A 25293-nucleotide genomic window follows, 5' to 3' on the forward strand; every position below is an offset into this window, starting at 1 on the left:
ATTATTTGCGGAGATATATTTTTCCAAATATATCTTTCACTAAATATTATTGTATTCATTTACATTATTAAGCTGTTTTTTTGATAGAACCATTGTATATTTAAATTTAATTTCTACAAAAAGTATTATTTATTGGTCCTACCACTTTGTAATTACAATTTTATCACACTATACTGAATATTTCAATAATTATTAATTTGTAACTATCTAACTATTAAGCTAATTTAAATTTTATGTTATGATTTCTTTTTTTAATATATTCTTTAGAATGACTTATATTCATATAAGGACTATATCTACCTTTGTCAATCTAATCCTGCATTTTTTAATACGACACAAAAATACCGTAAAATCCATTTGAATAATACGGTATTTTAAAAGTCATTTTGTTTTTATTTTCTATTTATAAAAAATATTATACGTAGTCAAAAATAACCTTAATTACGCCTATTTATTTTAACAAAAACAGCTATATACGCTTAAGGTTTTAAAAAAATTGTTTAATTTCTTTTAGGGGTAGTCTAACCTTATGTATATACAAATAACGCATAACTGCGAAGAACAGGTATATATGGTTATTTGTAGTTACACATTAAGTAGATTACTATTTTAATCAATACATATAGTATGAGATAAATTAAAGAGTATAAGTAAAACCAAAAAATTTAATTTTACTTATACTCAATTTATATAGTAAGCCAAAGAATTTTAGGTCCACGCCCGCTATCGGTGCACAGCCAAATATACTCCTTTAGTTTTTAACTAAATAATCTTTATTTAATTTTAGTTATTTATTATTTAACGCCCATCCATCCAGAAATTACCATCATTTGAACTTCTGATGTTCCTTCATAAATTTCTGTTATCTTTGCATCACGCATCATTCTTTCAACTGGATAATCACTTATATATCCATAACCACCAAATAATTGTAAACAACGTCTTGTTACATCACTAGCATTTCTAGAAGCAACCAATTTTGACATAGCAGCTAAATGTGAATATTTTTGATTATCATCCACTGCACATGCAGCTTCATATACTAAAAGTTTTGCAGCTTCTGTATTTGCACGCATTTGAGCAAGTTCAAATTGTGTATTTTGGAATTTTGAAATAGAACGTCCAAATTGAACACGTTCATTAACATATTTTATAGTTTCTTCTATTGCACCTTCTGCAATACCAACAGCTTGTGCAGCAACACCAATACGGCCTCCATCAAGAGTTGCCATTGCAATGCCAAATCCTCTACCTTCTTCTCCTAAAAGATTTTCCTTTGGAACTATGCAATTATCAAAAAATAATTCACATGTAGAAGATGCACGGATTCCCATCTTTAATTCATGAGTTCCAACAGAAAAACCTGGGAAATCTTTTTCAACGATAAATGCTGACATACCCTTTGTTCCCTTAGTCTTATCTGTTAAAGCACAAATAACATATGTGTCTGCATATCCTGCATTAGTAATAAAGATCTTGCTACCATTTAATACATAATGGTCTCCTTCTAATACAGCTGTTGTCTTTCCCATAGAAGCATCAGTTCCAGCAGAAGGTTCTGTTAATGCAAATCCACCTAACTTTTCACCTGAAGCAAGTGGTTTTAAATATTTCTTTTTTTGTTCCTCTGTACCATATTTGAAAATTGGTGTTGCACAAAGACTTGTATGCACTGAAACAATAATACCATGTGATGCACAACATTTAGATAATTCTTCTACACATTGTACATAACTTAATGTATCCATTCCAGCTCCACCATATTCTTCAGAGAATGGAATTCCGAATAAGCCCATTTCACCCATTTTTGCTACTGTTTCTTTTGGGAAACGCATGCTTTCATCAATTTCTTTTGCAATTGGTTTTACCTCATTTTCTGCAAAATTACGATACATTTCTTGTAATTGTTGATGATTTTCACTTAGTTTAAAATCCATTTCAATTTCCGCCTCTCTTTTTCTTATATTTGTATATCAATTATGTTTTATTAGTTGTTACCATCTAATGGGCAACATACTTTACCTGGATTCATAATAGAATTCGGGTCAAACACTTTCTTAATACCTCTCATTAGGTTCATATTTATTTCTCCAACACTATCTGCTAAATAGCTCATCTTTCCGCTACCAATTCCATGTTCTCCTGAAACAAGACCACCACATCTTGTTGCTTCTGGGTAAATAATAGCGTTAAACTTTTCAACTCTTTCAATAAATTCTGCTTCTTCTAAATCATTGCTGCATTGGTATATATGAAGGTTTCCATCTCCTGCATGCCCAAAACTCTTAATAGTAAGCCCACATTCTTCACCAGCTTTATTTACAAATTCAAGATAAGAAGCAATCTTATTTACAGGAACTACAACATCACTTTCATCTAATAATTTTGTTTCTGCTATAATTGCCTCTAAGAAGCTAGAACGAGCTGCCCATGCATCTTTCATCTTTGCAGGTGTATCAGCTACAAGAACATCAATTGCTCCTGCTTCCAATACTAATTCACTAGCTTGCTCAATAAGATTATCTAACTCATCTTCACTTCCTGCATCTAAAGTAACAAGTAAATAAGCATTTGCAGTTGTTCCATCAATTACTTGTGGAAATACACTCTTTCCAATAAATCTTTCACTAGAAAGAACAATTTCTCTTTCCATAAATTCCAATGCTTGAGGATTCATGTGTGCCATTTTAAATTTAGGAACAGTAGAAATACAATCATGTAAATTTTCAAAAGGAACAATCAAACTAGCAATTACCTTTGGTGCTGGTATGATTTTTAAATTAAGTTCTGTAATAATTCCAAGAGTACCCTCAGCACCAATTATTAAATCCAAAAGGTCATAACCTGAACTTGATTTTGATACTATAGATCCAAAGTTAGTAATTTCTCCTGTTGGAAGAACAACTGTCATTTCACGTACATAATCACGTGATGCACCATACTTAACAGCTCTCATTCCACCAGCATTTGTGGAAACATTTCCACCTAAACAAGCGAACTTTTCACCTGGATCTGGAGCGTATAATAATCCTTGTTTTGCACAATCTTCTGCAAGATCATTTAACAAAACACCAGTTTGAACATGAACAACAAAATTTTCCAAATCATAAGAAAGTATCTTATTCATCTTTGTAGTATCAATTAAAACGCCACCTAAAAGTGGAACTGCTCCACCTACAAGTCCTGATCCTGATCCTCTTGGAGTTACTGGTATCTTATTTTCATTACATATTTTTACTACTGCAGCAACTTCCTCTGTAGAATTTGCCATAAATACAACTTGTGGAGTTACCTTTCCGTAAATAGGCATTTCATCGTGACAATAATCTTCGCTGATATCAGAACCTGTTAAAATATGTCCTGGAGCTGCCTCCTGTAATTTTGAGATTATTTCTTCTGTCAATTTATTATACTCAGCCATAATAATCATTCCTTCCTTCCTAACCTTTTTCTTACTCTATAATGAGAGAAAAACTTTTACTGTTCTTTTACTTTCTTCATTTCTTCAATCATAACTGGAAGAATGTCAGTTACATTTCCAACAATACCTATATTGGCGATTTCAAAAATTGGAGCCTCTTCATCTTTATTAATTGCCACAATATAATTAGAACCTGACATTCCAGATGTATGTTGTGATGCTCCAGAAATACCACATGCAATATAAAGTTTTGGTGCTACAATCTTTCCTGATTGACCAACTTGGTGTGCACGAGAAATCCATTTTTCTTCAATTGGTGGTCTTGTTGCACCTACTACACCACCAAGTACACGTGCTAATTCTTCAACAAGTTTGAAGCTTTCTGCATTTCCCATTCCACGTCCACCAGCAACAATAACTTGTGCTTCTTCTAAATTAACAGATTCAGAAATTTCTTTTACTGTATTAATAATTTTTGCCTTAATAGCATCAGCTGGAATTTCTACTTTATTCTCTGTAACACCTGCATTTGAAGCAGCCTCTGGCTTTGAAAAACTTCCATTTCTAACTGTAACTATGGCTGTACCTTCTACTTCAATATGTTCTAAAATTGTACCACCATAAGCTGGTCTAGTATATATAACTTTACCATCAGTTTTACTCATTGCTGTTATGTCACTTACACATCCTAAACACGTACGTGCTGCAACACGTGGTGCAACAACTTTAGCCAATGCTGTATTAGCTAATAGAATAATATCTGGATTTTGTTCCTTAACAGTTTGTGATAATACTTCTGTTAAAGTATCATAGTCTGTAGCAGTATCTGTAAAAATAACTGGAATTCCTAAAGTAGCTACTGTATCTGCAGCAGCCCTATTACCTACTATAAGAGCTGTTCCTTCTGCATCTAATGCTTTTAATGCACTAATCAATTCAAGGCTTCCGCCTAATGCCTTTTCTCCATCTGTTTCAATAAACAATAATGCTTTCATACTTTCGTTTTCCTCCTTAATTAGATTGCCTTTTCTTTTTTCATTTGCTCCATAGCAGTACTTACTGCCAATGCAACATCTTTCTCTTGAATTTTGATACCAGCCTCTTTCTTAGGAGGTTCAATATATTCAATGCAACGTACTTTTGCTTGTTTTACCTCTCCAATTTCTGCTGCTGAATAAGTTGGAATGACTGCCTTACGGCTTGCCATCTTATTTTTAATAGTAGGATAACGTGGATCATAATCTGGTTTACTTACTGTTACTACAGCTGGACATGCTAAAGAAACTATATTATATCCTTCTTCAGTTTCTTGCTGAACTTCCATAACATTATCTTTTAAATTGATTTCAATCGCACTACTAACAAATCCTGTTGCTAATTTTTCGGCAAGCATTGCTCCTACTTGACCAGTAATTTCATCTGTGGATTCCTTTCCACAAAGAATTAAATCAAATTTTTCATCTTTATCTTTTTCAATTTTACGAATAGCATCTGCTAAAACATCAGCTGCTCCAATAGCGTCTAAATCTGCATATAAATCATCTTTTACAGAAAATGCTTCTTTAGCTCCTACAGCAAGACAATTTTTTAATGTGTTTAAAGAATCATCTGCTCCAACAGTTAATACACTAACATTTCCTCCATTAGCCTCCATAAAACGAACTGCTAACTCTAATGCATATGTATCAAATGCATTTGCTACCAAACTGACTCCATTCAAATTAGGTTTTTTCATTTTATTATCCAAATGGATTTCAATAGAATCATCTGGAACCTGTTTTACACATATCAGAATCTTCATGCTTTCCCTCTCCTTTACGCTTTTACATTATTATTGTAGACATTTACATTGTTGAACTGTTTTTTTTTGATAGAACCATCATGTATTTAAACTTTTATAAAAATTATTTCCATTTAATTTCTATAAAAAGTACTATTTATTTTATTGGCCCTACAATTTATAATTAATCTTATCACATCATACCAAATATTTCAACGATTTATATATATTTTTTTTGTCATAGTCTTAATTTTTTTCATGTCTAAGGTAATAAATGTATAATTTAGTATAGATTTTAATATTTATATGCTAGTTTTTAGAGTTTCCTTGCAGTAACCTCAACAAATCTAAGAGCACATTTAGCTTTATTCTACTTTTAATTGATAAAAATAAGAAAGTGCCATGTATTAATATCCTTAACTAATACATGCGCTTTCTTCAATTATTTTTTTTAATAAGCATTCGCTTAAAATTTGTTGGAGGCGAATCACAATTTTCGTATCTTCGACTTATTTTTTACTTAATCCCATATAAATATGGATGAATTTAATAAAAACTAGTCATTCAACAGCCTAAATAATTACATAAAAAAATTAATTATGTTAATTTTATTTAGATTGGCTACTTTTATTACTTTTCATAGCTTCTCCAACTTTTTGGTTTATTATATCAGCTTGAGCTTGAGTAATTACACTATTTGTTACTAATTCACCTAATCGATTATTTTTAGGTTTTGTACCTGCTGACTTGCCTGCACCTTTGGACTTATCTGTACCACTTAACTTATCAGTTCCTGCTGATTTACCTGTTTCTGTATCTTGTGGTACATTCTTTGTTACTGCTTCAAGCACTTGATCTGACTGTGCCTGTGTTATTGTTCCATCTGTAACTAAAGATTTAAGAGTATCGGAATAAAATGTTTTTATTGCTGTTGGATCAGATTTTCTTGTTTGTGAATTTGTAGCATTAGTATTGGTATTTGTGGTATTATCGGTTTTTGTAGAACCACAACCAACAAACAACACAATAGTCATACTAGCTACAATTAATATTGAAGTAATTTTTTTTGCATTTTTCATTTCTCATCATCCTCCTACTATGTGTTTTCTTATTTACTAGTTTAATCCAGATTTGTGTCATTTTCGTGACTAATTTATCAATAATATAGTACGTGAGTTAAAAAAGGCATAGATTAACATTTCTTCTTATTTTCGTCACTTAAATGACACAGATAACACTTATTCTAAGTACATAATCAAATTTAAAACAAGCCTTAACACTATATATATTGGAATATCATAAATACTATTAGTATTTCCTTGATTTTTGGAAGTTTAACTGTATTTATTAGACCGATACTATTCATATTAATTATGACTACGCCATATTTAATATATAGCCTTATTTAAGTATAGCAATAAAGTAAATAAAATCAGTTTCTCAATAAATTAGAAGGATGGAAACACATGAATACTGTTAAAAATATTTATAATGCCACTATAAATAATAAAAAATATAAAAGTATTATAAGATTTGGCTGTGTGAGATGTTTAAATACTATGTTTGACTTTGGAGTATTCTCCTTGCTAAATAGTTTTTTAGTATTAACTATGTTATAAGTCAGATAGTATCCTACTTCAGTGGTACTTTAAATAGTTATCTTTGTAATAAATTTTGGACTTTTAACGATACGAAAAAGTTATATAATATAAGGAAGAGATTGTTACAAAATTTAATCATTTTGTAACAATCCCTTCCTTATAAATTACAATTTCCTTTACAGAATCATAAAGTATCTTCGAATTCACATATCTTTTCATTTTGCATTTTTCATGTAATAAGGCTTGCTAAAATAAATAATAAATCCATTTATATTTTATTATGCTGGATTTTCAATAGATTGAAAACATTCTTTTCCGTCCTCAACATTATATTGTCCTTCCCATTTGGATATAACAACAACAGCTAATGAGTTTCCTATTACATTAACAACAGTTCTTGCCATGTCAACAATACGATCGATTCCAGCAATAAAAGCTACTCCTTCTACTGGGATACCTACCGAACCTACAGTAGCTAATAAAACAACGAAAGATGCACCAGGCACTCCTGCCATACCTTTTGAAGTAACCATTAATACAAGCACCAAATTAATTTGAGTAGAAAGTGGCAAATGAATTCCATATATCTGTGCAATAAAAAGTGCTGCAATAGCTTGATATAATGTAGATCCATCTAAGTTAAAAGAGTATCCAGTTGGAATAACAAATGATGTAATTGCCTTTGGACAACCGAACTTCTCCATTTTTTCCATGAGTTTTGGTAAAACTGCTTCAGAACTTGCTGTAGTATACGCTAGAATAAGTTCATCTTTTAAAATTTTTATAAGTGCCATAATATTTGTTCCAAATATCTTTCCTACCAAACCAAGCACAACAAATACAAAGAAAATCATAGCACCATAAACAGTAATAACTAGTTTTCCCAATGGAATCAAAGAAGCTAGTCCGAATTTAGAAACTGTTACACCAATTAAACCAAATACCCCCAACGGAGCAACTTTCATAATTTGGTTCGTTACCCAAAACATTGCATCAGCCACACCTTGAAAAAAAGCAAGAACAGGCTTTCCTTTATCGCCAATTGTAGCAACTCCTAATCCAAACATAACTGAAAAGAATATAACAGCAAGTAAATCACCTTTAGCAAGGGCATCAAAAATATTAGTCGGAACAATATTTATAAATGTATCCATAAAGCTATGATGAGATACAGTTTCCGCTGTCTCCACATATTTTTGAATACTAACTGTTGAAAGTTCATTAATATTTATGCCAGTTCCCGGATGAACTAAATTAGCTGCTAGTAGACCTATTATAATAGCAACTGTAGTTACTAACTCAAAATAAAGTATTGTTTTTCCACCTATTTTACCTACGCGTTTAATATCACCTACACCAGCAACACCAACAACAAGTGATGAAAATACAATAGGAACGACGATCATTTTGATTAAACGGATAAAAATATCCCCAAATGATTGTAAATATGACCCAACAACTGAATTACCATAGAAAACAGCTCCTACTATAATACCTAGTATAAGTCCAAGAAGAATTTGAATTGCTAGTCCTAATTTTTTCATTTAATATCACCTTTCAGTAGTATATAATTTTATTAAATTTTCTATTGTTTTTCATAATTAGACATTAATTTACTGCCTTACCTACAAAATTTTACATAAAAATCTAATTCACAACATACATTATAACACAAAAAAATATTTATTCTCGTGTTTTAAAAATTCTGAATATCTAAACATTATCATGATATAAGAAAAATTATTTCATTTTTTGCTTTAAACACATTCCTTAATATTTATTAGCCATGATGATAATATGTTTATTGATAGAAAAGATGTAGGTGAAAAACTTTCTATAGAACTTGAGAATTTCAAATAGTGAATTAAATAGGTTATAGGCTTATTTGATAATTTAAAAAAGAAGTTGGTTTCTACAATTATTATTTAAATTGCACCTATAACATCTCAACTAGTATTCTAACCAAAAAAACTGTAAGTACAGTTATAATTACAGGACGTGCTATTTTTGCTCCACTCTTTGTAAAATAACCAGCACCAAAATAATTTCCTGCAATACTAAATAAACCTGCAATCACACCTAAAACTAAGAACACTTTCCCATTTATAATAAAAGTCACCAGACCAGCTATATTTGATGATAGATTAATAGCTTTTGTTGTTCCTGCTGCAGTATTTAAACTCAAATTAGCAATTCCAGTCAATAACAATATCAAAAATGTTCCTGTTCCTGGACCATAAAAGCCATCATAGACTCCAATAAGAAATGCAATCAACATACATTTAATATAAGTTTTAAAATCTATTGCATTTTCTGCATATTGATTCTCTTCAAAATCACGCTTACGTAGAACATAAAATGCAGTAACAGGCAAAATCACCAGCATTAAAATTTCCAAGTAAAAATCATTAATTTTTAAAGAAAGCATAGCCCCAAAAGGTGACCCTATCAAAGCGCAGATTACACTGCAAACTGCCAATTTCAATTTTATGTATCCATTTTTAGCAAAACGATATGTAGATATAACTGTTCCCATACTGGAACTCATTTTGTTTGTTCCAATTGCAAAATGAACTGGAATTCCTGCAAGTATATATGCTGGAAGTGATATAAGTCCTCCTCCACCTGCTATTGCATCTACAAAACCTGCAAGAAAAACCAGCGGACATACTATAATATATTCAATCATTTTCAACCTCCCACGAGTTTTAGATTTGAATCTGAAATTGATTTATCTGAACTAAAAGATCTTCTATTTCTTTTATTAGAATCAACTAATGAAATTTTTAGAAAAACTAATTAAATGTTCACCTAATACAAAAAATCATCTTTTTTACAAACTAAATTGTCCTATGCCAAAACGTGAAGTTTCTATTGCATATAATAAAAGCAGATATCTTTCTAACGCTGCAAAAAAGTTTATTGATTATACTATTAAATTTTATAGAAATAAATTTGCAAAATTCATCTCATTTTAGTCTATAGTATATTACTTATAAAATCAATTTCATTATTTATCAATGTATATGGCAAATATTCCTTATAACTTTAAGTTCGCAAATATATTAGGTCATTATATCAAAAATATATTAGTGTACATTTTTTAACGACGATAAAACTCACATGTTTAAAACATAATCCAATTTTTTATTTTCATGTGTCTAAATTTTTTCTATTAATTACTACTTAATATCCAAGGCTCTTGAATAGTGGTCTTTAAGTTATTATACGCATTAATAAGAGTTCTTAGTGAAGTATTTAGCTGCTCACTTTTTAAAACTAAAGAATTGTAATTATTTTCTGTCATCATTCCTATATCTACTTGCGTTTTTGCATAACTAAGTTTTGTGTTAGTTGATTGTATTGTTTCATTTAAATCATTTATTTTATTTTCTAAATCAAGTAACGTTGAATATGCTTGTTTTAATCCATTTTTCAAACTCTTTTTCGAATTATCTAGCTTCACTTGTGCTTCCTCTAAACCATATTTACCATCTAAGTAAGATCCATATTTAGTAAGGTCCATATAATATTCTAATGCATTTTTCTCATAATTTATAAGTTGAAGAGCATAAGTACTAAGTCCGATAGAATAAGCACCTTCATCTAATTCCGTAACTCCTGTAGCATCATCTGTTTTCATATATGAAGATGCTGATGGAATAGCACCAGATGGCATGCTTGGAACATCTTTATCCATGATATCTTTTACTCCATCATCTTTTAAATCATCTAAATAATCCTTTGTAAGATCAATTAACTTCTGATTATATTTTAAATATAAATCGCTTTTATCATCTATATATTCATCAATTGATCCATCAATTTTAAATACATCATATTTTATACTCGAATCTAAAGTATAATTTGATAAATTCAAATTAGTTAAAACGCCTAAATAATCCATGCTGTCTTTTAAAGAATTTTCTTTTGCAGCTACATCATTTTTTAAGGAATTAATTTCAATTTGTTTATCTGTTAATTGATTTAAAGTTGCCATGCCTATTTCTACTTTTGTTTTAATCGTTTCTAGATCTTTATTTTTTATCTCTAAATTCGTTTTGGATTGACTTATATCTACCTGCTTTATAATAATTGCATTATATTTATTAGTGATGTCATTTGCTATTTGATCTTGCAAAAAATCTTTTGATTGATTAGTTTGTTTTTCTAACAGTTCAAGCTTGTCATACGGAAAATCATATATTTTTTCACCAAGACTTTCATAAAAATCATTAGTTTTATCTTGAAGACTCTCTTTCTTTCTATACATAGATATTTGCTGGGACTTTAGAGTTAAATCTTCGTTACTGTTTATAGCTGCATTTATAACCTGATCTAAAGTTAGGACAGGTTTATTATTAATTGCTTGTCCGTTTATTATCGAACTGCTTTCATCATTTATTATTTGTGTATTAATGTTTTCAGTTCTTTTGAGTGTGTCTGCTGCAAAAGCTGGAATTATGCTTCCACTCATTACGTTTAGTCCAATTCCAATTGCAACTATCTTTTTTATATTTTTCTTCATTACTTTTCCTCCACTATAAAATTAGCTTTACCATTTTACTTGTTATCAACCTGTTTATTCTGCAATTGCTCCAACACTTTTTTCATTTTCTTCACTCATCTCATTTTCTTTCCTAGATATTCTCTTATTTTTATACTTACTTATTGCAATTCTTAAAGAATATAATACAATTCCTATTAAAAACCATTCTAAGGCATAGACTATTCCATCTTTTATATATGGCAATATAATATCCCATCCACTTCCTTTTAGATTTAAGAATTTTAAAGGAAGTGCTATATTCATAAATGGCCATATACTTCTAATAATTTTAGGAAGCCCGTCAGGCATTGCATACTCTGGAAATGGAACTCCACTGGTTAGAAATATTAATATATTTATCATAGTAAAAAATTGAGTAAAATATATTAAATTATTAAATAAAGCTGCAAAGAGAAACCCTACTGCGGTAAGATCAACAACAAATATTGAAGTTAATGCCAAATATTCTAGTATATTTCCACGAAGTGGTAAATTAGAATACTTACCTAAAATGCATAAAGCAACTAAACTTGAAAACACTGCAATAGCAATAATCATTAAAATTCTTACTAAAAGAAGAAGTATATTTTTGATACCATCTTTTGACTTTAAATTAATTAAATTTAACTGTTTTCTATTTTTTATTAATGCAGGTACTAAAAAAGTCATAAGAAATATTCCTTGTAATAAATATGGTACAAGAGAATACATTAAATACCTCATATAGCTAAGCTGCGGTTCATAAAGAGTACGTTCACTATATAAAAAAGTTGTAATAGCTTTATCTGCATTATATGGCATCATATTTTTTCCTTCAAATACTTTCAATTGAATTCCAGCATTTACAGTTGCTATAACTGCATTACTATATGCATATAAATTGTTTCCAGTAACAATATTTGTTTCATCTATTAATAGTGCAATACTAGGAGATTTCTTTTTAACAGCGTCTTTATTAAAATTTTTAGGAATGACTATTCCTCCACTAATCCTTTTTTCCTTAATTTCCTGCTGTAGTTCTTCTTGTGAATCTGTGTAATAACTAATATTTACTCCCGGACTTTTTCTCAACTGATCTATTATGGTTCTGGATAAAGATGAGTTGTCCATATCCACTATTCCAATGGGGATATTTTCTATATAAACTTTACTAAACATATAAGCTACAAAAATTATTACACTAATATAAAGCAAACTAAGTGAAATAATACTCTTTTTATCTCTAGCTAGAAATTTTAGAAATCTCATCTTTATCCCTCTTCTCCATAACTTTGTTTAAAATTTTATTTTTAAAAGCAGGTACTTTCTTTAAACCTCTTTTTATTACCAACACAATTAATATAGCAATCCATGTAAAAAGCATATATTTTACTAGATAATATAAATTGTCTGAAATTTCATTAAAACTTAATCCTAAAAGAGATAAGTCTCTCATGGGAATACCATAATATAGGAAGGGAATAAATTTAGATATTTTTTTAAATATGTCAGGTGCAGCCATTAACGGAAATGTATAACCTGACAGCAAAACTGTACCTGAAACTATAAGACCAGAATTACTTACTGCTTCCAGCTTATTTTTTATAACTAATCTAAATAAAATTCCTAAGTTTATTGTAACAATACTAAAAATTATAGTTAATATAATAGCTGCTTCAATTGATCCTCTATAAGGCATTTGAAAATATTTATATTGTATAAACAAGATTAGAAAAATTGAAATTGAACCTATTAATCCAAAGACAATACTTTTAATTAATAACAAAAAATAATTTTCTTTTTCTTTTACTATCAAAACACCAAGTATAATAATTCCTATTTGTGCTATTCCTATTAACATTCCCTGAAGTAAAAAATTAGCTGTACTTCTTGTTGAATTTCCTACAAATATTGAGTTAGTTTGTATGGGAATAATATTATTTTTAATTTCTCCTGGCATTATTCCAAGTTTTCCTTCTCCAAGCTTCATTAAATAACTAATTCTAATAGTTCCCAAAATTTCAGCTATTCTAGTTTTACCTGCACTTACTGCTGACATCTGCGAACCATCATAGCAAATCATAATTTTAGGTGCTTTTCCATCAGTTAAATCTTTAGAAAAATTTGTAGGAATAATAATACCGACTACTACTTTTCCTTCATCCATTAAATTTTTAACATCATTATCAGTATCACTATAATTAATTACATCAAATACTTCATTGGTATCTATTTGCGTAACAAAATTTTTGCTTAAAGTAGAATTATCATGATCTACTACTATTGTAGGAATATTTTTCACTGCATGTTGACTATATGCATAGCCTAAAATATAACTAGAAATAGCTGATATTATTAAAAGTAACATAATAGAAACTATAATTTCCCTAGACTTTATAAATATTTCTTTAAACTTCAATACTATTTCCTTCATACCTGTTCCCACATCACTTTCCAAAGTCAATAAAAGCTGTCATACCTGAACGGAGGGGCTTATCATTGTCAGTCAATTCAACTTTAACACCATAAGATAATATATCGAATTCACCATTATCATTTGTTGCTCTTTTAACTGCAAAATCAGCATTTTTATTAATCCTAACTACTTTTCCCTTAAATTCTTCATCTTGATATGCTGGAATTTTCACAGAAACTTCTTGATTTAAGTCTACTTTAGATAAATCTGTTTCTCTAACATTGCATAATATTGATGGTTCACTAGTTTTAGTAACTACCATAAGCTGCATTCCTGTTGATATAACTTCTCCTGCTTTAACATTCACTTGTGTTATTGTCCCATCTTCTGGTGCCACAACTGTAGCATAATTGAGATTTACATTAACTCCTTGAAGTGCTGCTTCTGCTTGTTTAATTTGGCCTTTCACTGCTTCAATTGATGCATTAGCTTGATCAACTTGTGCCTGAGCTGCTTTTATATCTTCAGGCCTAGCACCACTTTGTGCTATATCATACTTATCTTTTGCTACCTGCGTTTGAGTCTCAGCATTATCTAAATCTGACTTAGGAATTGCCTTTTCTTCGTACAAAACTTTTAATCTATCTGAAGCTAGTTTGGCAAGATCATAAGCAGATTTAGCCTGGTCAATTTCTTCTGGTCTAGCACCATTTTCAGCTAACTCAAACTTTGCACTTGCTGCATCTTTAGCTGCCTGCGCTGCACTTAATTGAGATTTTGCTGTTTCAATTTGAGCTTGTACTTGATCTTGCTGAGCTGCTAATGTATCACTGTCAACTATAAGCAGAACGTCTCCTTTTTTTACATTATCCCCTTCCTTAACTTTAATTTCTTTAACCTTTCCAGGAATTAAAGTATTTACATTAACATCTGCCATATCTACATTTGACTGTACTATTAAATTACTTTGAGTCTGCTTTACTAACTTATCTCCTGTTAATGTTGATATTGAAGCACATCCTGTAAACACATTAGCTGTAATTATTGCAATTAATGTTGCTGCTATATTTTTTATCTTCATAAAATTCCTCCTCACCTATAAACGCATATATTGACATAATATTTTTTATATACTATCATCTATATATAGACACAAGTCTATTATAGTAATATATGGATAATAATTCAATAATCAGTATTAATCCATAAGTTTGTTAATAGACAAAAGTGTTATATTAGTCCATTAAAGGAGGACTTTACATGAAAGATAGACGTATAAGAAAAACTCAGCAAGCTATTCAAACTTCTTTTGCTAAATTAATATTAAATAAAGATATAAAGGATGTTACTATAAAAGAATTATGTGAGGAAGCAGATATTAATAAAAGTACATTTTACTTGCACTACAAAGACATTTACGATTGTGCCGATAGTTTTATGAATGATGTTGTAGATAAGACAATTAAGGTTATTGAGCCATATGATTTCACTGAATTAGTAAATCATATGCCTAAAATAATCGAAAAGATATTATCCATTTTTGGAGAAAATAGAGATTTGTACGTATCATTTCTGAATTCACCAAGACACTCCTTTTCTATGTATAAAATAAAACAGCTTACAATTGAAAAACTCTTAAAAAAAACTGAAAACAATAATATATCGGAAACAATAAATAAGAGTATTATATCCTTTATTGTATGTGGACTTTTTGGTGTTTTTGAGCAAAATGAATTTGATGAAATAACTCCTAAAGTAACTTCTATACTAACATATAAAATTCAAAATGGATTTATTCCTTCTAAGGATTATCATTAACAATTTTAATTAGATTCTTCTAATTTGTTATTTTGTCTTATATAGTATTTAGCTACTAATATGTATAGTAAATATGCTTTAATGAAATGTAAAAAACCACGACCATTTGTAAACAGCTATTTAAGCCACATACAAATGGTCGTGGATTTTATGGTAGAGGCGAAGCACCACCTCTGAAATCCACTATATTCTACTCATAAAATTTAATGGCATAATAATATTTTATTAAACTTATCTTCTATAATTTCAACTATTCATTAATTATTTCTTTTCTTTATATATCTCTGTTGTTACTTACTTCAACTCGATTCCTCCCTAATTTCTTAGCATTATATAATGCCTTGTCCACTCTTGTAAATAACGACTTACTATCTTCACCTAATATTAATGTTGCTACTCCAAGACTTACTGTTTGATTAGATGTAACCGAATATCTGTATACTTCTATTTTTTCTCTTATTTTATTTGCTAATTTAGTCGCCTCTTCTAAACTAGTTGTAGTGCATATTATTATGAATTCTTCTCCTCCCCACCGTCCGATGAAGTCTGTTTGTCTAATATTATTTTTCAGTGCAGATGCAACTTCTTTTAGAACCACATCCCCTACATCATGTCCAAAATTGTCATTAACTGTCTTGAAATGATCAATATCTACCATAATAATAGAAAACTCACTATCATATCTCTTCAAAGTTTTAATTTCTGTTCTAAGAATATCATTTATTTTTGACTTATTGTAAATTCCTGTAAGTTCATCAATAGTTGATAATCTTACAAGATCTTCTTCTCTATGTTTTATTGCTTCTGACATTTTGCTTATGCTTTTCATAATTATACTTAATTCAAGTATCCTAGAATCTTTAGTTTCTAGGTAGTAATTCCCTTTATTTATTTCTTCTGTAATTTCAATTATTTTTTTGAAAGTATTGAAGATTTTTTTAGTAATAATAAACAACATAATAAACAACATAAGTGAAGAAAAAATCTCAACAGGTACGAATTTTGACATATTGGTTATATAATTATCCTTTACAGTTTTCATATCAAAGCCCACTCCTGCATAGGCAATTACATTATTATTAAAATCTTTTATTGGGAAGAATGAATACCCCATATCTCTACCATTAATTTTAAAAACCTCAAAAAATTCATTACCTTGATTAAAAGTTGGCTTAGAGGCATCAAATGTGTTTTTTTCCATTTCCATAGTTGAAAGTTGAACTTCATCATTTACTAAAATAACAATTTTTTTATTTACAACACTTTCAATATTTTTAAGCATAGATTCCTTAAGTTGTAATGTTACTACTGCTACTCCCATAGTTTCACTTGAATAAACTCTATCTATGCCCTTAAAATATAATTTGTTATCTTTGCTAGCTATTGTGCCTACTGGCTGAATATTAGAATACTTATTGTTCTCAGTTAGCATATATTTAATATAGTTTTCTTTCCCAGTATCTTTGAAGTTGTCATCAATACCTGGTACATTAGATAATGGAGTAGCCTCCTTATCAAATAGGGCAATATTTAAATTAGAAATATCTGCATCACCTATATTTTTTCCAATAACTCTACTCAATCCATATGATATTTCTGTATATTTATAGCTGCTCATATTTTCAAGGTTTAAACTATTAATATCGTGAGGTTTGTTCCAATAAAAATTTACATATTTGTTATCTACAAAAGCAAAATATACAGCAGGATAATTTACAGCAAAGCTAGCCTCCTGTGCCAATATATCCTTTTGTGCATTTAAAAGCTGTTCAACAGACCTTGCTGAAAAACTGTTCTCAGCAACGAGTTTTTCCTTTATATTTTCGTAATAAATATTATTAAAGTATATAAATAAAAGAAACGAAAATATAAAATATACTGAAAAAGTAATGGCTAGGATAACATTTCTAAATGAAATTTTTTTCATATTATCATCCTTTTTAGTTGTTTATTTTAAGATGTACTATCTATTTTTATTTTCCCATTTATAATATCTTTCTTTATTTGATCAATTTTTTCAAGTGCTCCTGCTGCCAGCTGAGACTTAGTGTATAAAAATTCACTTGTATCAACACCACCATTTGCAACTCCAAATTCAAGAATTCCTGGTTTTAATTCTCCCTTTACTGCTAATTCTATGGAATCATATACAGCTTTATCCACTCTTTTTACCATACTTGTAATCACTGTGCCTTTTTGAATATAATCCTGATCATTATCAACACCTATGGCATAAACTCCTCTATTTTTACAAGCTTCTATTGCACCTATACCAGTTGCTCCAGCCACAGTATAAATTACATCAACTCCTTGGTCGATAAGCTCATTAGCTAATTTATATCCCATATCTGGTACCAGAAAAGGATTTGATCCATTAATAAATTTAGGTATGATTTTAGCTTTAGAATTTACTAATCCTACGCCCTTTTCATATCCATTTTGGAACTTTTTAAATATTTCTATGTCTTGTGCTCCAATATATCCTATTTTATTTGTTTTAGTTACAAGACCTGCTACAGAACCAACTAATAATGAGCCCTCATCTGATTTAAACATCAACCCCGTAATATTAGGAGCATCGGCTATTGAATCAATAATGACAAATTTTACATTAGGATACTCCTTTGCAACTTCTTCGCATGCATCTTTATACAAAAATCCTGTAGCTATTACAAGATCATAGTTTTCTTTTGCATATTGTCTTAAATGATTAGCACTTAACTTAACTTCTGACTCTATATCAGTAGACGGTTCAATATAACTATATTCAATTCCTAAGTCCTTTGCTGCTAGTTGAACTCCATTATATGCTGAATCATTGAAGGACTTGTCTCCAAGACCTCCCACTGATAAAACAATTCCTACTTTAAATTTCTTTTTTTCATTAGATTCTGTTATTGTTTGATTACTATAAACATCATTTTTAGCTGTATTATTATAAAAAAAATATTTTTGAAGAAATAAGACAGATGATATAATACCTATTCCAATAATTAATAATTTTTTAGATTTAAATATGCTAAATATGTTAATTCTTTTAAATAACGTTTTCATAAAACACCTCCAAAAGTTCTTATTTCTTCTGCATGCTAGTGTAATATAACATAATTATACTATCATTTCTACCATTTTTCCATAAGATTGACTTTCTTTCCATAATTATATTGATTGAATCTCAATTTCTCGAATTTATTTATAATTTTCTTATCAATTCTTAACTTCCAAATATCATGAACGCCAAAAAATCAACCTATATTACTAATTAAATTATATAAGCTGGTATGCTAAATAAAAAAATGATGCTCTGCTTGATAACTTCTATAATTTAAACATTTCAATTCATTAATTCTCAGGCTAAATGCAAGGGCTTTAATACTACTTCAACGCCTCTATCCAATAAAATCTATTCTAGGTATAGCTACTTGTAACAACAAAAAATACGACCACCTGTAAGCAGCTATTTAATCCACATACAAATGGTCGTGGGGTTCATGGCGGAGGCGAAGCACCACCTTTGAAACCCACTATATTCTTCTAACTTTAATTTTCTTCTAAAAGACTAGCAGCTGACTCACTAATCGTTTGACTATTTGCAGATATTTCTTCAGTAACACTTGATATATCACCTATTAAATTATTTACATTTTCCATTTTAGCTAACAAATCATTTGATACTTCAGATATCTGTTTTATAAGCTTTAACATAAAATCTTGATCCATATGTGTAGATGTAGCTGCCTCTTTTGATTCATAAGACAGTTTTTTCACTTCATCAGCAACCACTGAAAAACCTCTTCCTGCTTCTCCTGCTCTTGCAGCTTCAATAGCTGCATTTAATGCTAAAAGGTTAGTTTGGCTTGCAATTCCTACAATTTGTTCCGATGCTCTAGTAAATTTATTTAATTTATCTTCCATTTCATTGATACTATCTCTAACTGTATTAGTTGTCTCTAATGCATCAGCTATATCATTAGTAATTTTGCTAATTGCTAATGCACTCTCCTCATTTCCCTTTGAAACTTCTGCAACCGAAGTTATTATTTCAGAAACTCTTCTCTTTAATGCCTCAGCATTTTTCAATTTTTCTTCTGATAATTTATTTAAATCTTCTAAAGCTTTCATCTGTTGATTTTTAGATTCTAAAAGCTCCTGTTCATTACTAATTTCTTGTCTGTTGTAATCCATACAGTTTTCCAAAACATTTAATCCATTATATATTGCTTTGACCATGGCTTTGCAAGTTCCATATCCACATGCTGAACAATTAATATTTTTATTTTTATCAGTAACCTTATTTAAATTTATATATATATCATTATATTGTGCTTCTGTTGGTTCATTTATATCATTTATAACTTCATTTTTATTATATTTTCTTATAAAATCTTCTAACTTAAATGTTTTCTCAAACATTTCATAAATGTCACTTTTCCCTCTATTAAAAATTGTTTTTTTATGCTTTTGAAGTTTAGCTCTTTTCAATTCATTAAACTTTTCATCACAATCATCAACTGATAGCTTACTAGAATTTACTATAGCACTTCCTAAATTACATCCATTACTGCAATTTAAAATATCTACCACCAAAGGAAGCTTTGCCCCTTCACTAATACGTTGTCCATATTCATTTAGATAACTATATGCATGATGTTGACCTTCAATTTTACGTATCCATGCGTCTTTAATCCTAGCTTCAAGATTTTCCTTAAGCCCTCCAGGTCTGCTAAACAAAAAGCCCAAATCGCAACTAATATCATCAAATTCACATTCTTCATAATCATTAATATTTATATTTTTCGTATTTAAATATTCAATCAATCTTCTAAATGTTACATTGTAATTTACATATCCATAGGTATTTTCATTATGAATTTCATCTGACTTACTTATACATGGAGATATGAATGCAATGTTATCTGTGATGTTTTTATATTTCTTCATATAGACTGCAGTACATATCATCGGACTTTGAATAGGTGCTAAATGCTCTATTAAGTTAGGATTATATTTTTCTATATAATTAACTACTGGCGAACATGGTTGAGAAATAATAGTAGATAATTTTTTTTCCTTAATCGTTTTTAGATATGCCCAAGTAGTTATATCAGCTCCAAGCGAAACATCATATATAAAATTAATTCCTATTGATTTAAAATATCCAAATAACTTTTTATAGTTGTCCATATTAACTCTGATTGATGGTGCTACTATAACTGATATTTTCTTACCTGATGATAAATCATTAAAAAAATCCTCTGTATCGTCATTAAAAGTTCTTGCATCATGATCACATACCTTTATACATTCACCACAATGTATACATTTTTCCTCATTTATCTTTACTTTGTTTTTTCCATCAACTCTATAGGCAGCATTTGCACCTAAAATTGGGCAATTACTTATACATTTGTTACATCCAACACAGTTTTCTTCTTCTAAATAAATTAATTTATTATAATTATACATTTATTTCCAACCCCTTATCTAACATTTAGATGCCAATATATATTATGACATAATTGGTCTAATAATTTCATTATTATACAAACATATACTATACAAACATATATTATACAAATCATAGCATTTTTTCTTTGTTATGCAAAGTTTAATAAAAAACAAACATTTACAAATACCAAAATTGAGATATTATCGTATCAATTTCTATACTACCATAGCAGTGACACCGTACGTATCTGCTCTTCCATTTATTGTAATTTTATAATCATTAATAATTATTTCATAAACTCTTTATAATTTCACAATCAGCAGTTCTCTAGAGATTAGTAAAAAATGTGCTTATTTATGGTACAATTCAAAAATACTATAAACTAAAAAAAACACAAAAATCCAATTTTAGATTTTTGTGAGTTTCATAGTGGAGCGAAGCGTGACCTCTAAAATCCACCAATAAATTTCATTTAATTTTAGTTCACAATATATTACATATTAACAACTTTACTTATAAAATCAACCTCATTATTTATCAATGTATGATGATTAATTTGTGTACATTATGCAGATTGTCCCCTGATAATAGTCACTTTCTTGTGGCCTAAGCTTATCTTTATACTTTTCATAAATAGCCCTTGGAATATTGTGTATCGCCCAATTTATATTAAAATCTGGATTTTGCCCTTTGACCTTTTTCTCAAAATCATCACGTTCGAGCTTATTACGGTAAAAAACAATCATCTTTGTAAAAATTTCGCGGTAATCATTAAAATTTTGGGGAACCGGCATAGTCGTTTCGTAAGGTCTTAGTATGCGGATTGAGCCATCGGGAGTATCATGCTCGCAATCGAGCATAAGTACGTTCTGATCTTCACCAATAATTATTGCAAATCTTATCATATCAAAAGATTAAATATTATATTATTCCTTCTCTCTACTAAATCCTTTGTCAATTCTGAAGAATTTAGCAGCAAACTGTTAGGTATTCCCCTCTTTTTATACTATGCATTACTTCTTCACTCTAATATCCTTGAAACCATTTAATATCAGCCTATTTCTTAACTAGCTTCACAACTGTCTCGACGTGATGAGTTTTAGTGAACATATTAAAATTTTATATTTACTTTGTACATATTACTAAATCAACCAAATCTATTATAATTCCTGCTTCTCTTAAAAAATCTAATCCCAATAACCCATTAATTTTTTCATTTGGATCGATCTCTCCACAATCTATTTTAAAATTATGAAGTTTAATCCCATTACAATCAAATTAATCCATTTTTTATTTCTATTTTTGTTTTCATTATATACTCCTTCTAATTCCAATATGTTTAATTTTCTCTATAACAATGCTTTCATTTTCTGTACTATATACTAGTTGACCATTTTTGCATTTTCTAAATTCCTTCATAGCTTCCCTGCCATCTTTTATTGCTTTTATAACTGCAACTTCATCAACATATTTAGTTTTCTCATCTTCATGGTATTCCACAATTTCAAATTTAACAAATTGATTTGGATACATTTCTCTAACTTCCTGCCATTTCATTTGAATCAGCTCCTTTATATTAAATACTAGAATCTTATTCTTGATTTACATTTCTATTTTATACTATAGGTTCTTATAACCTTTTTATTTTAATTACAACTTACCATATAACTTCTTAAAATAAAAATTTCACTTTGAATCAATACTAATGGCATTTTCTAGAACATTATTTTTTTGTAAAGATTATTTCCGCTAAAAAGTGCATGCCCCCAAAAATATACACCCCTAATTCTAAAAACATTAGGGGTGTGCATATCCAACATAAAATTCTATAAATCTAATCTAAAAACTTAAAATTTTCTACCACAGTTTGTTCTGCAAAACACTTAAAGCCACTGAAATCAGTGGCTTTGCATTGTATCACAATCTCGGTGATTATTTGGTGGAGGCGAAGGATGACCTTTAAAATCCACTACCACTTTACTTCTTTCTTCATAAATTGTTAATCCTAATGGCTCTATAGTTAATCTCTAGCTTTTAGACTTTGGATAATTCAGCATAATATTTTTCAATATTATTTGATATATTAATATGCTAAACTTAATTTGTTTTTAAAATTTTTCTTTTTCAATAACACCATAAGCGATAGATCCAAACTTAGTATTTCCATAACATTTTTCAATTCCTAATCTTTCAAACTCGCCACTACCAGCTCTTTCTTTAATAACAACACGATTTTTACAAACTCGTAGCGCTTGTATAAGGTTTTCTTTTTTTAATTCTCCTTGCTGTGCAAATGGCCTTAAAGAATTTATTGGTGTTGATTTTTTATTTGGTCTTGTAAACATAGGGTCAAAATAAACTACATCAAAACTATTATCTGGTTGGCTTGAAATATATTCTTCATAAGATGAATTAATAACATCTATCCTCTCCATAAATATTTTAGTTTGCTCATCTATATCTTTATAATCATTTAATCCATTTTTAGTTATACAAGCAATATACTTGTTAACTTCCGTGCCAACAACCTTACCTTTTTCACCAACAATAGATGCAAATACTATAGCATCTGTAGCCATTCCTAAGGTACAATCTAATACCCTATCCCCTTCCTTTAAATTCATAGCTTCTACCATAGGTTGATTAAAACCTTCTTTTATTGAATTCAACTTAAGTCCTGATGTACTTGGATGCCAAAAAAATGTATTATCGTCTCCCTTTAAAACAATTTTATCTTTCTCTACCAAAAGAAAATAATCTATTTTATTCATTAGACTAATTTTCTTTATGCTATAATTACCTCTTTTTACATAAGGTATATCTAATTCTTTAGCTATACCATATGCTTTATTTATTAAACTTTCATCTGGATTTCTTGTAGTTGTGATTGCAATCTTCATATTATTTACCATCCTATCTTTTGTTTTTCCTGCAAAATAGCTATTGTGATTTTAATCCAGTGGACAAAACTATACAAACAAAAAAATCATATTTAAGGTTTACTTAAATATGATTTTCATTTATACTTAAAAATATATATAAAAATAGCAATTATATGTTTTATTCTATAATAATCATACCACAAAATAAATATAATTGTCAATAGAAAAAAATAAAAAATATAGAGGTATGAAGAAATCAATGGTTATAAACAAATGATGAACCCTTGGAATATATTAGTATTGATTGAAAAATATGTGATCAAAAAACTACAAAGCTTAAAAAAGTCTATTAGATTGGGAGGTTTAGTTTTTTATGAGTAGTTATGATAAGGAATTCAAAGAGGAGGTTTTATACCTTAATAATACTATTTCACTTATAAATAAGAATTTAAAAACTGAATTAGATAAAGTAACTTTAGTGCAAAAAGAATTAATAAGAGTGAATAGGGATATGTGGGAAAATAGTGTACATTATATTGATGATATTGATAGATTAGCTGACATAAAACAAGATTTATCTATCATTCATATTACAAGAGCAGATCATGACAAAATAGAAAAAAATATATATAAATATAAGAGTATGCAAAGTAAACCTTACTTTGCAAGAATAGATTTTAAAGAAGATGATGAGGTAGCAGAAAAAATATATATAGGCTTCAATAACCTTTTAGATGAAGATGCTTATGAGGCTTATGTTTATGATTGGAGAGCTCCAATTGCAAGCATATTTTATAGATGTGAACTTGGCACAGCAAGTTATAAAGCACCTAATGGAGAGATAAGTGGCGAGGTGTTACTTAAAAGGCAATATGAAATTAAAAATGGAAAGTTAGATTGTTTTATTGATTCTAATCTTAATATTATTGATGATACACTTAGAGAGGTGTTGACTAAAAATACTTCATCAAAAATGAAGACGATAGTTGAGACAATACAAAGGGAACAGGATATTATTATTCGTGATATTGAAAGTGATTTACTTATTGTTCAAGGAGTAGCAGGAAGCGGGAAGACATCAATTGCACTCCACAGAGTAGCTTTTTTAATGTATCAAGGACTAATAACTAAATTATACTCTAATAATATTATTATAATTTCCCCTAATAATTTGTTTGGAAATTATATAAGCGATGTATTACCACAACTTGGAGAAGAAAATATTAAAACAGTCACATTTGAATATATTTTTAATGAAATATATATGTTGCAAATTGGTTTCTACATTCGGATGCATAGCCTGTCTATTGTCTGAGTAGGAACCATATTTATGTTTCTTATAAACTTTTCAATTGAATTTCTAACTTGTGGTAAAGAATGATAAAATACATTGTTAAT

General features: G+C 29.1%; 20 protein-coding genes. 3 read left to right on the top strand and 17 right to left on the bottom strand.

The window, feature by feature from the left end; genetic code table 11:
* Positions 1-794 precede the first annotated feature (794 nt).
* The 5 genes from LLF98_RS03025 to LLF98_RS03045 all read right to left on the bottom strand — a co-directional run bounded on the left by LLF98_RS03025 (position 795) and on the right by LLF98_RS03045 (position 6280).
* Positions 795-1937 (bottom strand): acyl-CoA dehydrogenase, encoded by a 1143-nt coding sequence (locus LLF98_RS03025; RefSeq protein ID WP_291700712.1) that lies wholly within the window; start codon positions 1935-1937, stop codon positions 795-797.
* A gap of 50 nt (positions 1938-1987) precedes the next feature.
* The gene (locus LLF98_RS03030) at positions 1988-3421 is read right to left on the bottom strand and encodes an FAD-binding oxidoreductase (protein WP_291700713.1); all 1434 of its coding nucleotides are present in this window, start codon (positions 3419-3421) and stop codon (positions 1988-1990) included.
* A gap of 56 nt (positions 3422-3477) precedes the next feature.
* Positions 3478-4416, bottom strand: coding sequence for an electron transfer flavoprotein subunit alpha/FixB family protein (locus tag LLF98_RS03035; RefSeq protein ID WP_291700714.1), 939 nt, complete (start codon positions 4414-4416; stop codon positions 3478-3480).
* A gap of 20 nt (positions 4417-4436) precedes the next feature.
* Entirely contained in the window at positions 4437-5222 is a 786-nt protein-coding gene (locus LLF98_RS03040; RefSeq protein ID WP_291700715.1) for an electron transfer flavoprotein subunit beta/FixA family protein, read from the bottom strand.
* Positions 5223-5809: 587 nt separating this feature from the next.
* Positions 5810-6280, bottom strand: a complete 471-nt coding sequence (locus tag LLF98_RS03045) for a hypothetical protein (protein ID WP_291700716.1) — start codon at positions 6278-6280, stop codon at positions 5810-5812.
* A gap of 545 nt (positions 6281-6825) precedes the next feature.
* On the opposite strand from LLF98_RS03045, the gene LLF98_RS03050 reads away from it, so the two are divergent.
* Complete coding sequence (locus tag LLF98_RS03050) at positions 6826-6948, top strand: hypothetical protein (RefSeq protein WP_291700734.1); 123 nt, start codon at positions 6826-6828, stop codon at positions 6946-6948.
* A 132-nt stretch (positions 6949-7080) separates the two neighbouring features.
* Here LLF98_RS03050 and LLF98_RS03055 read toward each other — a convergent pair whose 3' ends face one another.
* The 6 genes from LLF98_RS03055 to LLF98_RS03080 form a co-directional block, all read right to left on the bottom strand.
* Positions 7081-8346: a cation:dicarboxylase symporter family transporter gene (locus LLF98_RS03055; protein ID WP_291700717.1), complete on the bottom strand. Its 1266-nt coding sequence runs from the start codon at positions 8344-8346 to the stop codon at positions 7081-7083.
* Positions 8347-8738: 392 nt separating this feature from the next.
* A complete protein-coding gene (locus LLF98_RS03060; RefSeq protein WP_291700718.1) occupies positions 8739-9491 on the bottom strand; it encodes a TSUP family transporter in 753 nt (250 codons plus the stop codon).
* A gap of 486 nt (positions 9492-9977) precedes the next feature.
* The gene (locus tag LLF98_RS03065; protein WP_291700719.1) at positions 9978-11330 is read right to left on the bottom strand and encodes a hypothetical protein; all 1353 of its coding nucleotides are present in this window, start codon (positions 11328-11330) and stop codon (positions 9978-9980) included.
* Between the two features lie 54 nt (positions 11331-11384).
* Positions 11385-12599: an ABC transporter permease gene (locus LLF98_RS03070; protein WP_291700720.1), complete on the bottom strand. Its 1215-nt coding sequence runs from the start codon at positions 12597-12599 to the stop codon at positions 11385-11387.
* Entirely contained in the window at positions 12574-13764 is a 1191-nt protein-coding gene (locus tag LLF98_RS03075) for an ABC transporter permease (protein WP_291700721.1), read from the bottom strand. Before LLF98_RS03075 ends, LLF98_RS03070 begins: the two co-directional genes overlap by 26 nt.
* A gap of 13 nt (positions 13765-13777) precedes the next feature.
* The gene (locus LLF98_RS03080) at positions 13778-14827 is read right to left on the bottom strand and encodes an efflux RND transporter periplasmic adaptor subunit (protein WP_291700722.1); all 1050 of its coding nucleotides are present in this window, start codon (positions 14825-14827) and stop codon (positions 13778-13780) included.
* A 179-nt stretch (positions 14828-15006) separates the two neighbouring features.
* Between LLF98_RS03080 and LLF98_RS03085 the strand changes: the two genes are divergently transcribed.
* Positions 15007-15564 (top strand): TetR/AcrR family transcriptional regulator, encoded by a 558-nt coding sequence (locus LLF98_RS03085; protein ID WP_291700723.1) that lies wholly within the window; start codon positions 15007-15009, stop codon positions 15562-15564.
* Between the two features lie 274 nt (positions 15565-15838).
* On the opposite strand, the gene LLF98_RS03090 is transcribed toward LLF98_RS03085, so the two are convergent.
* From LLF98_RS03090 to LLF98_RS03115, 6 genes are all read right to left on the bottom strand, one after another.
* Entirely contained in the window at positions 15839-17491 is a 1653-nt protein-coding gene (locus LLF98_RS03090) for a GGDEF domain-containing protein (protein WP_291700724.1), read from the bottom strand.
* Positions 17492-17517: 26 nt separating this feature from the next.
* Positions 17518-18618 carry a BMP family ABC transporter substrate-binding protein gene (locus LLF98_RS03095; protein ID WP_291700725.1) on the bottom strand — a complete coding sequence of 367 codons (1101 nt, stop codon included), beginning with the start codon at positions 18616-18618 and terminating at the stop codon, positions 17518-17520.
* A gap of 486 nt (positions 18619-19104) precedes the next feature.
* Positions 19105-21030: a [Fe-Fe] hydrogenase large subunit C-terminal domain-containing protein gene (locus LLF98_RS03100; RefSeq protein ID WP_291700726.1), complete on the bottom strand. Its 1926-nt coding sequence runs from the start codon at positions 21028-21030 to the stop codon at positions 19105-19107.
* Between the two features lie 534 nt (positions 21031-21564).
* A complete protein-coding gene (locus LLF98_RS03105; RefSeq protein ID WP_291700727.1) occupies positions 21565-21873 on the bottom strand; it encodes a hypothetical protein in 309 nt (102 codons plus the stop codon).
* Positions 21874-22324: 451 nt separating this feature from the next.
* Complete coding sequence (locus LLF98_RS03110; RefSeq protein ID WP_291700729.1) at positions 22325-22570, bottom strand: hypothetical protein; 246 nt, start codon at positions 22568-22570, stop codon at positions 22325-22327.
* Between the two features lie 551 nt (positions 22571-23121).
* On the bottom strand, positions 23122-23913 hold the full coding sequence (locus LLF98_RS03115) for a class I SAM-dependent methyltransferase (protein WP_291700730.1): 792 nt from the start codon (positions 23911-23913) through the stop codon (positions 23122-23124).
* A 355-nt stretch (positions 23914-24268) separates the two neighbouring features.
* On the opposite strand from LLF98_RS03115, the gene LLF98_RS03120 reads away from it, so the two are divergent.
* Positions 24269-25210 (top strand): hypothetical protein, encoded by a 942-nt coding sequence (locus LLF98_RS03120; RefSeq protein ID WP_291700732.1) that lies wholly within the window; start codon positions 24269-24271, stop codon positions 25208-25210.
* The last annotated feature ends 83 nt before the right edge of the window (positions 25211-25293 follow it).

It is taken from the genome of Clostridium sp. (genome assembly GCF_021372645.1).
In the GTDB taxonomy this organism is placed as follows: Bacteria; Bacillota; Clostridia; order Clostridiales; family Clostridiaceae; genus Clostridium.

Bases quoted from the DNA above. Each gene is read 5' to 3' on its own strand.
- LLF98_RS03120 (WP_291700732.1), top strand. From the start codon at position 24,269: ATGAGTAGTTATGATAAGGAATTCAAAGAGGAGGTTTTATACCTTAAT.
- LLF98_RS03035 (WP_291700714.1), bottom strand. From the start codon at position 4,416: ATGAAAGCATTATTGTTTATTGAAACAGATGGAGAAAAGGCATTAGGC.
- LLF98_RS03105 (WP_291700727.1), bottom strand. From the start codon at position 21,873: ATGCTCGATTGCGAGCATGATACTCCCGATGGCTCAATCCGCATACTA.
- LLF98_RS03070 (WP_291700720.1), bottom strand. From the start codon at position 12,599: ATGAGATTTCTAAAATTTCTAGCTAGAGATAAAAAGAGTATTATTTCA.
- LLF98_RS03030 (WP_291700713.1), bottom strand. From the start codon at position 3,421: ATGGCTGAGTATAATAAATTGACAGAAGAAATAATCTCAAAATTACAG.
- LLF98_RS03115 (WP_291700730.1), bottom strand. From the start codon at position 23,913: ATGAAGATTGCAATCACAACTACAAGAAATCCAGATGAAAGTTTAATA.
- LLF98_RS03065 (WP_291700719.1), bottom strand. From the start codon at position 11,330: ATGAAGAAAAATATAAAAAAGATAGTTGCAATTGGAATTGGACTAAAC.
- LLF98_RS03085 (WP_291700723.1), top strand. From the start codon at position 15,007: ATGAAAGATAGACGTATAAGAAAAACTCAGCAAGCTATTCAAACTTCT.
- LLF98_RS03040 (WP_291700715.1), bottom strand. From the start codon at position 5,222: ATGAAGATTCTGATATGTGTAAAACAGGTTCCAGATGATTCTATTGAA.
- LLF98_RS03025 (WP_291700712.1), bottom strand. From the start codon at position 1,937: ATGGATTTTAAACTAAGTGAAAATCATCAACAATTACAAGAAATGTAT.
- LLF98_RS03090 (WP_291700724.1), bottom strand. From the start codon at position 17,491: ATGAAAAAAATTTCATTTAGAAATGTTATCCTAGCCATTACTTTTTCA.
- LLF98_RS03095 (WP_291700725.1), bottom strand. From the start codon at position 18,618: ATGAAAACGTTATTTAAAAGAATTAACATATTTAGCATATTTAAATCT.
- LLF98_RS03060 (WP_291700718.1), bottom strand. From the start codon at position 9,491: ATGATTGAATATATTATAGTATGTCCGCTGGTTTTTCTTGCAGGTTTT.
- LLF98_RS03045 (WP_291700716.1), bottom strand. From the start codon at position 6,280: ATGAAAAATGCAAAAAAAATTACTTCAATATTAATTGTAGCTAGTATG.
- LLF98_RS03080 (WP_291700722.1), bottom strand. From the start codon at position 14,827: ATGAAGATAAAAAATATAGCAGCAACATTAATTGCAATAATTACAGCT.
- LLF98_RS03075 (WP_291700721.1), bottom strand. From the start codon at position 13,764: ATGAAGGAAATAGTATTGAAGTTTAAAGAAATATTTATAAAGTCTAGG.
- LLF98_RS03110 (WP_291700729.1), bottom strand. From the start codon at position 22,570: ATGAAATGGCAGGAAGTTAGAGAAATGTATCCAAATCAATTTGTTAAA.
- LLF98_RS03100 (WP_291700726.1), bottom strand. From the start codon at position 21,030: ATGTATAATTATAATAAATTAATTTATTTAGAAGAAGAAAACTGTGTT.
- LLF98_RS03055 (WP_291700717.1), bottom strand. From the start codon at position 8,346: ATGAAAAAATTAGGACTAGCAATTCAAATTCTTCTTGGACTTATACTA.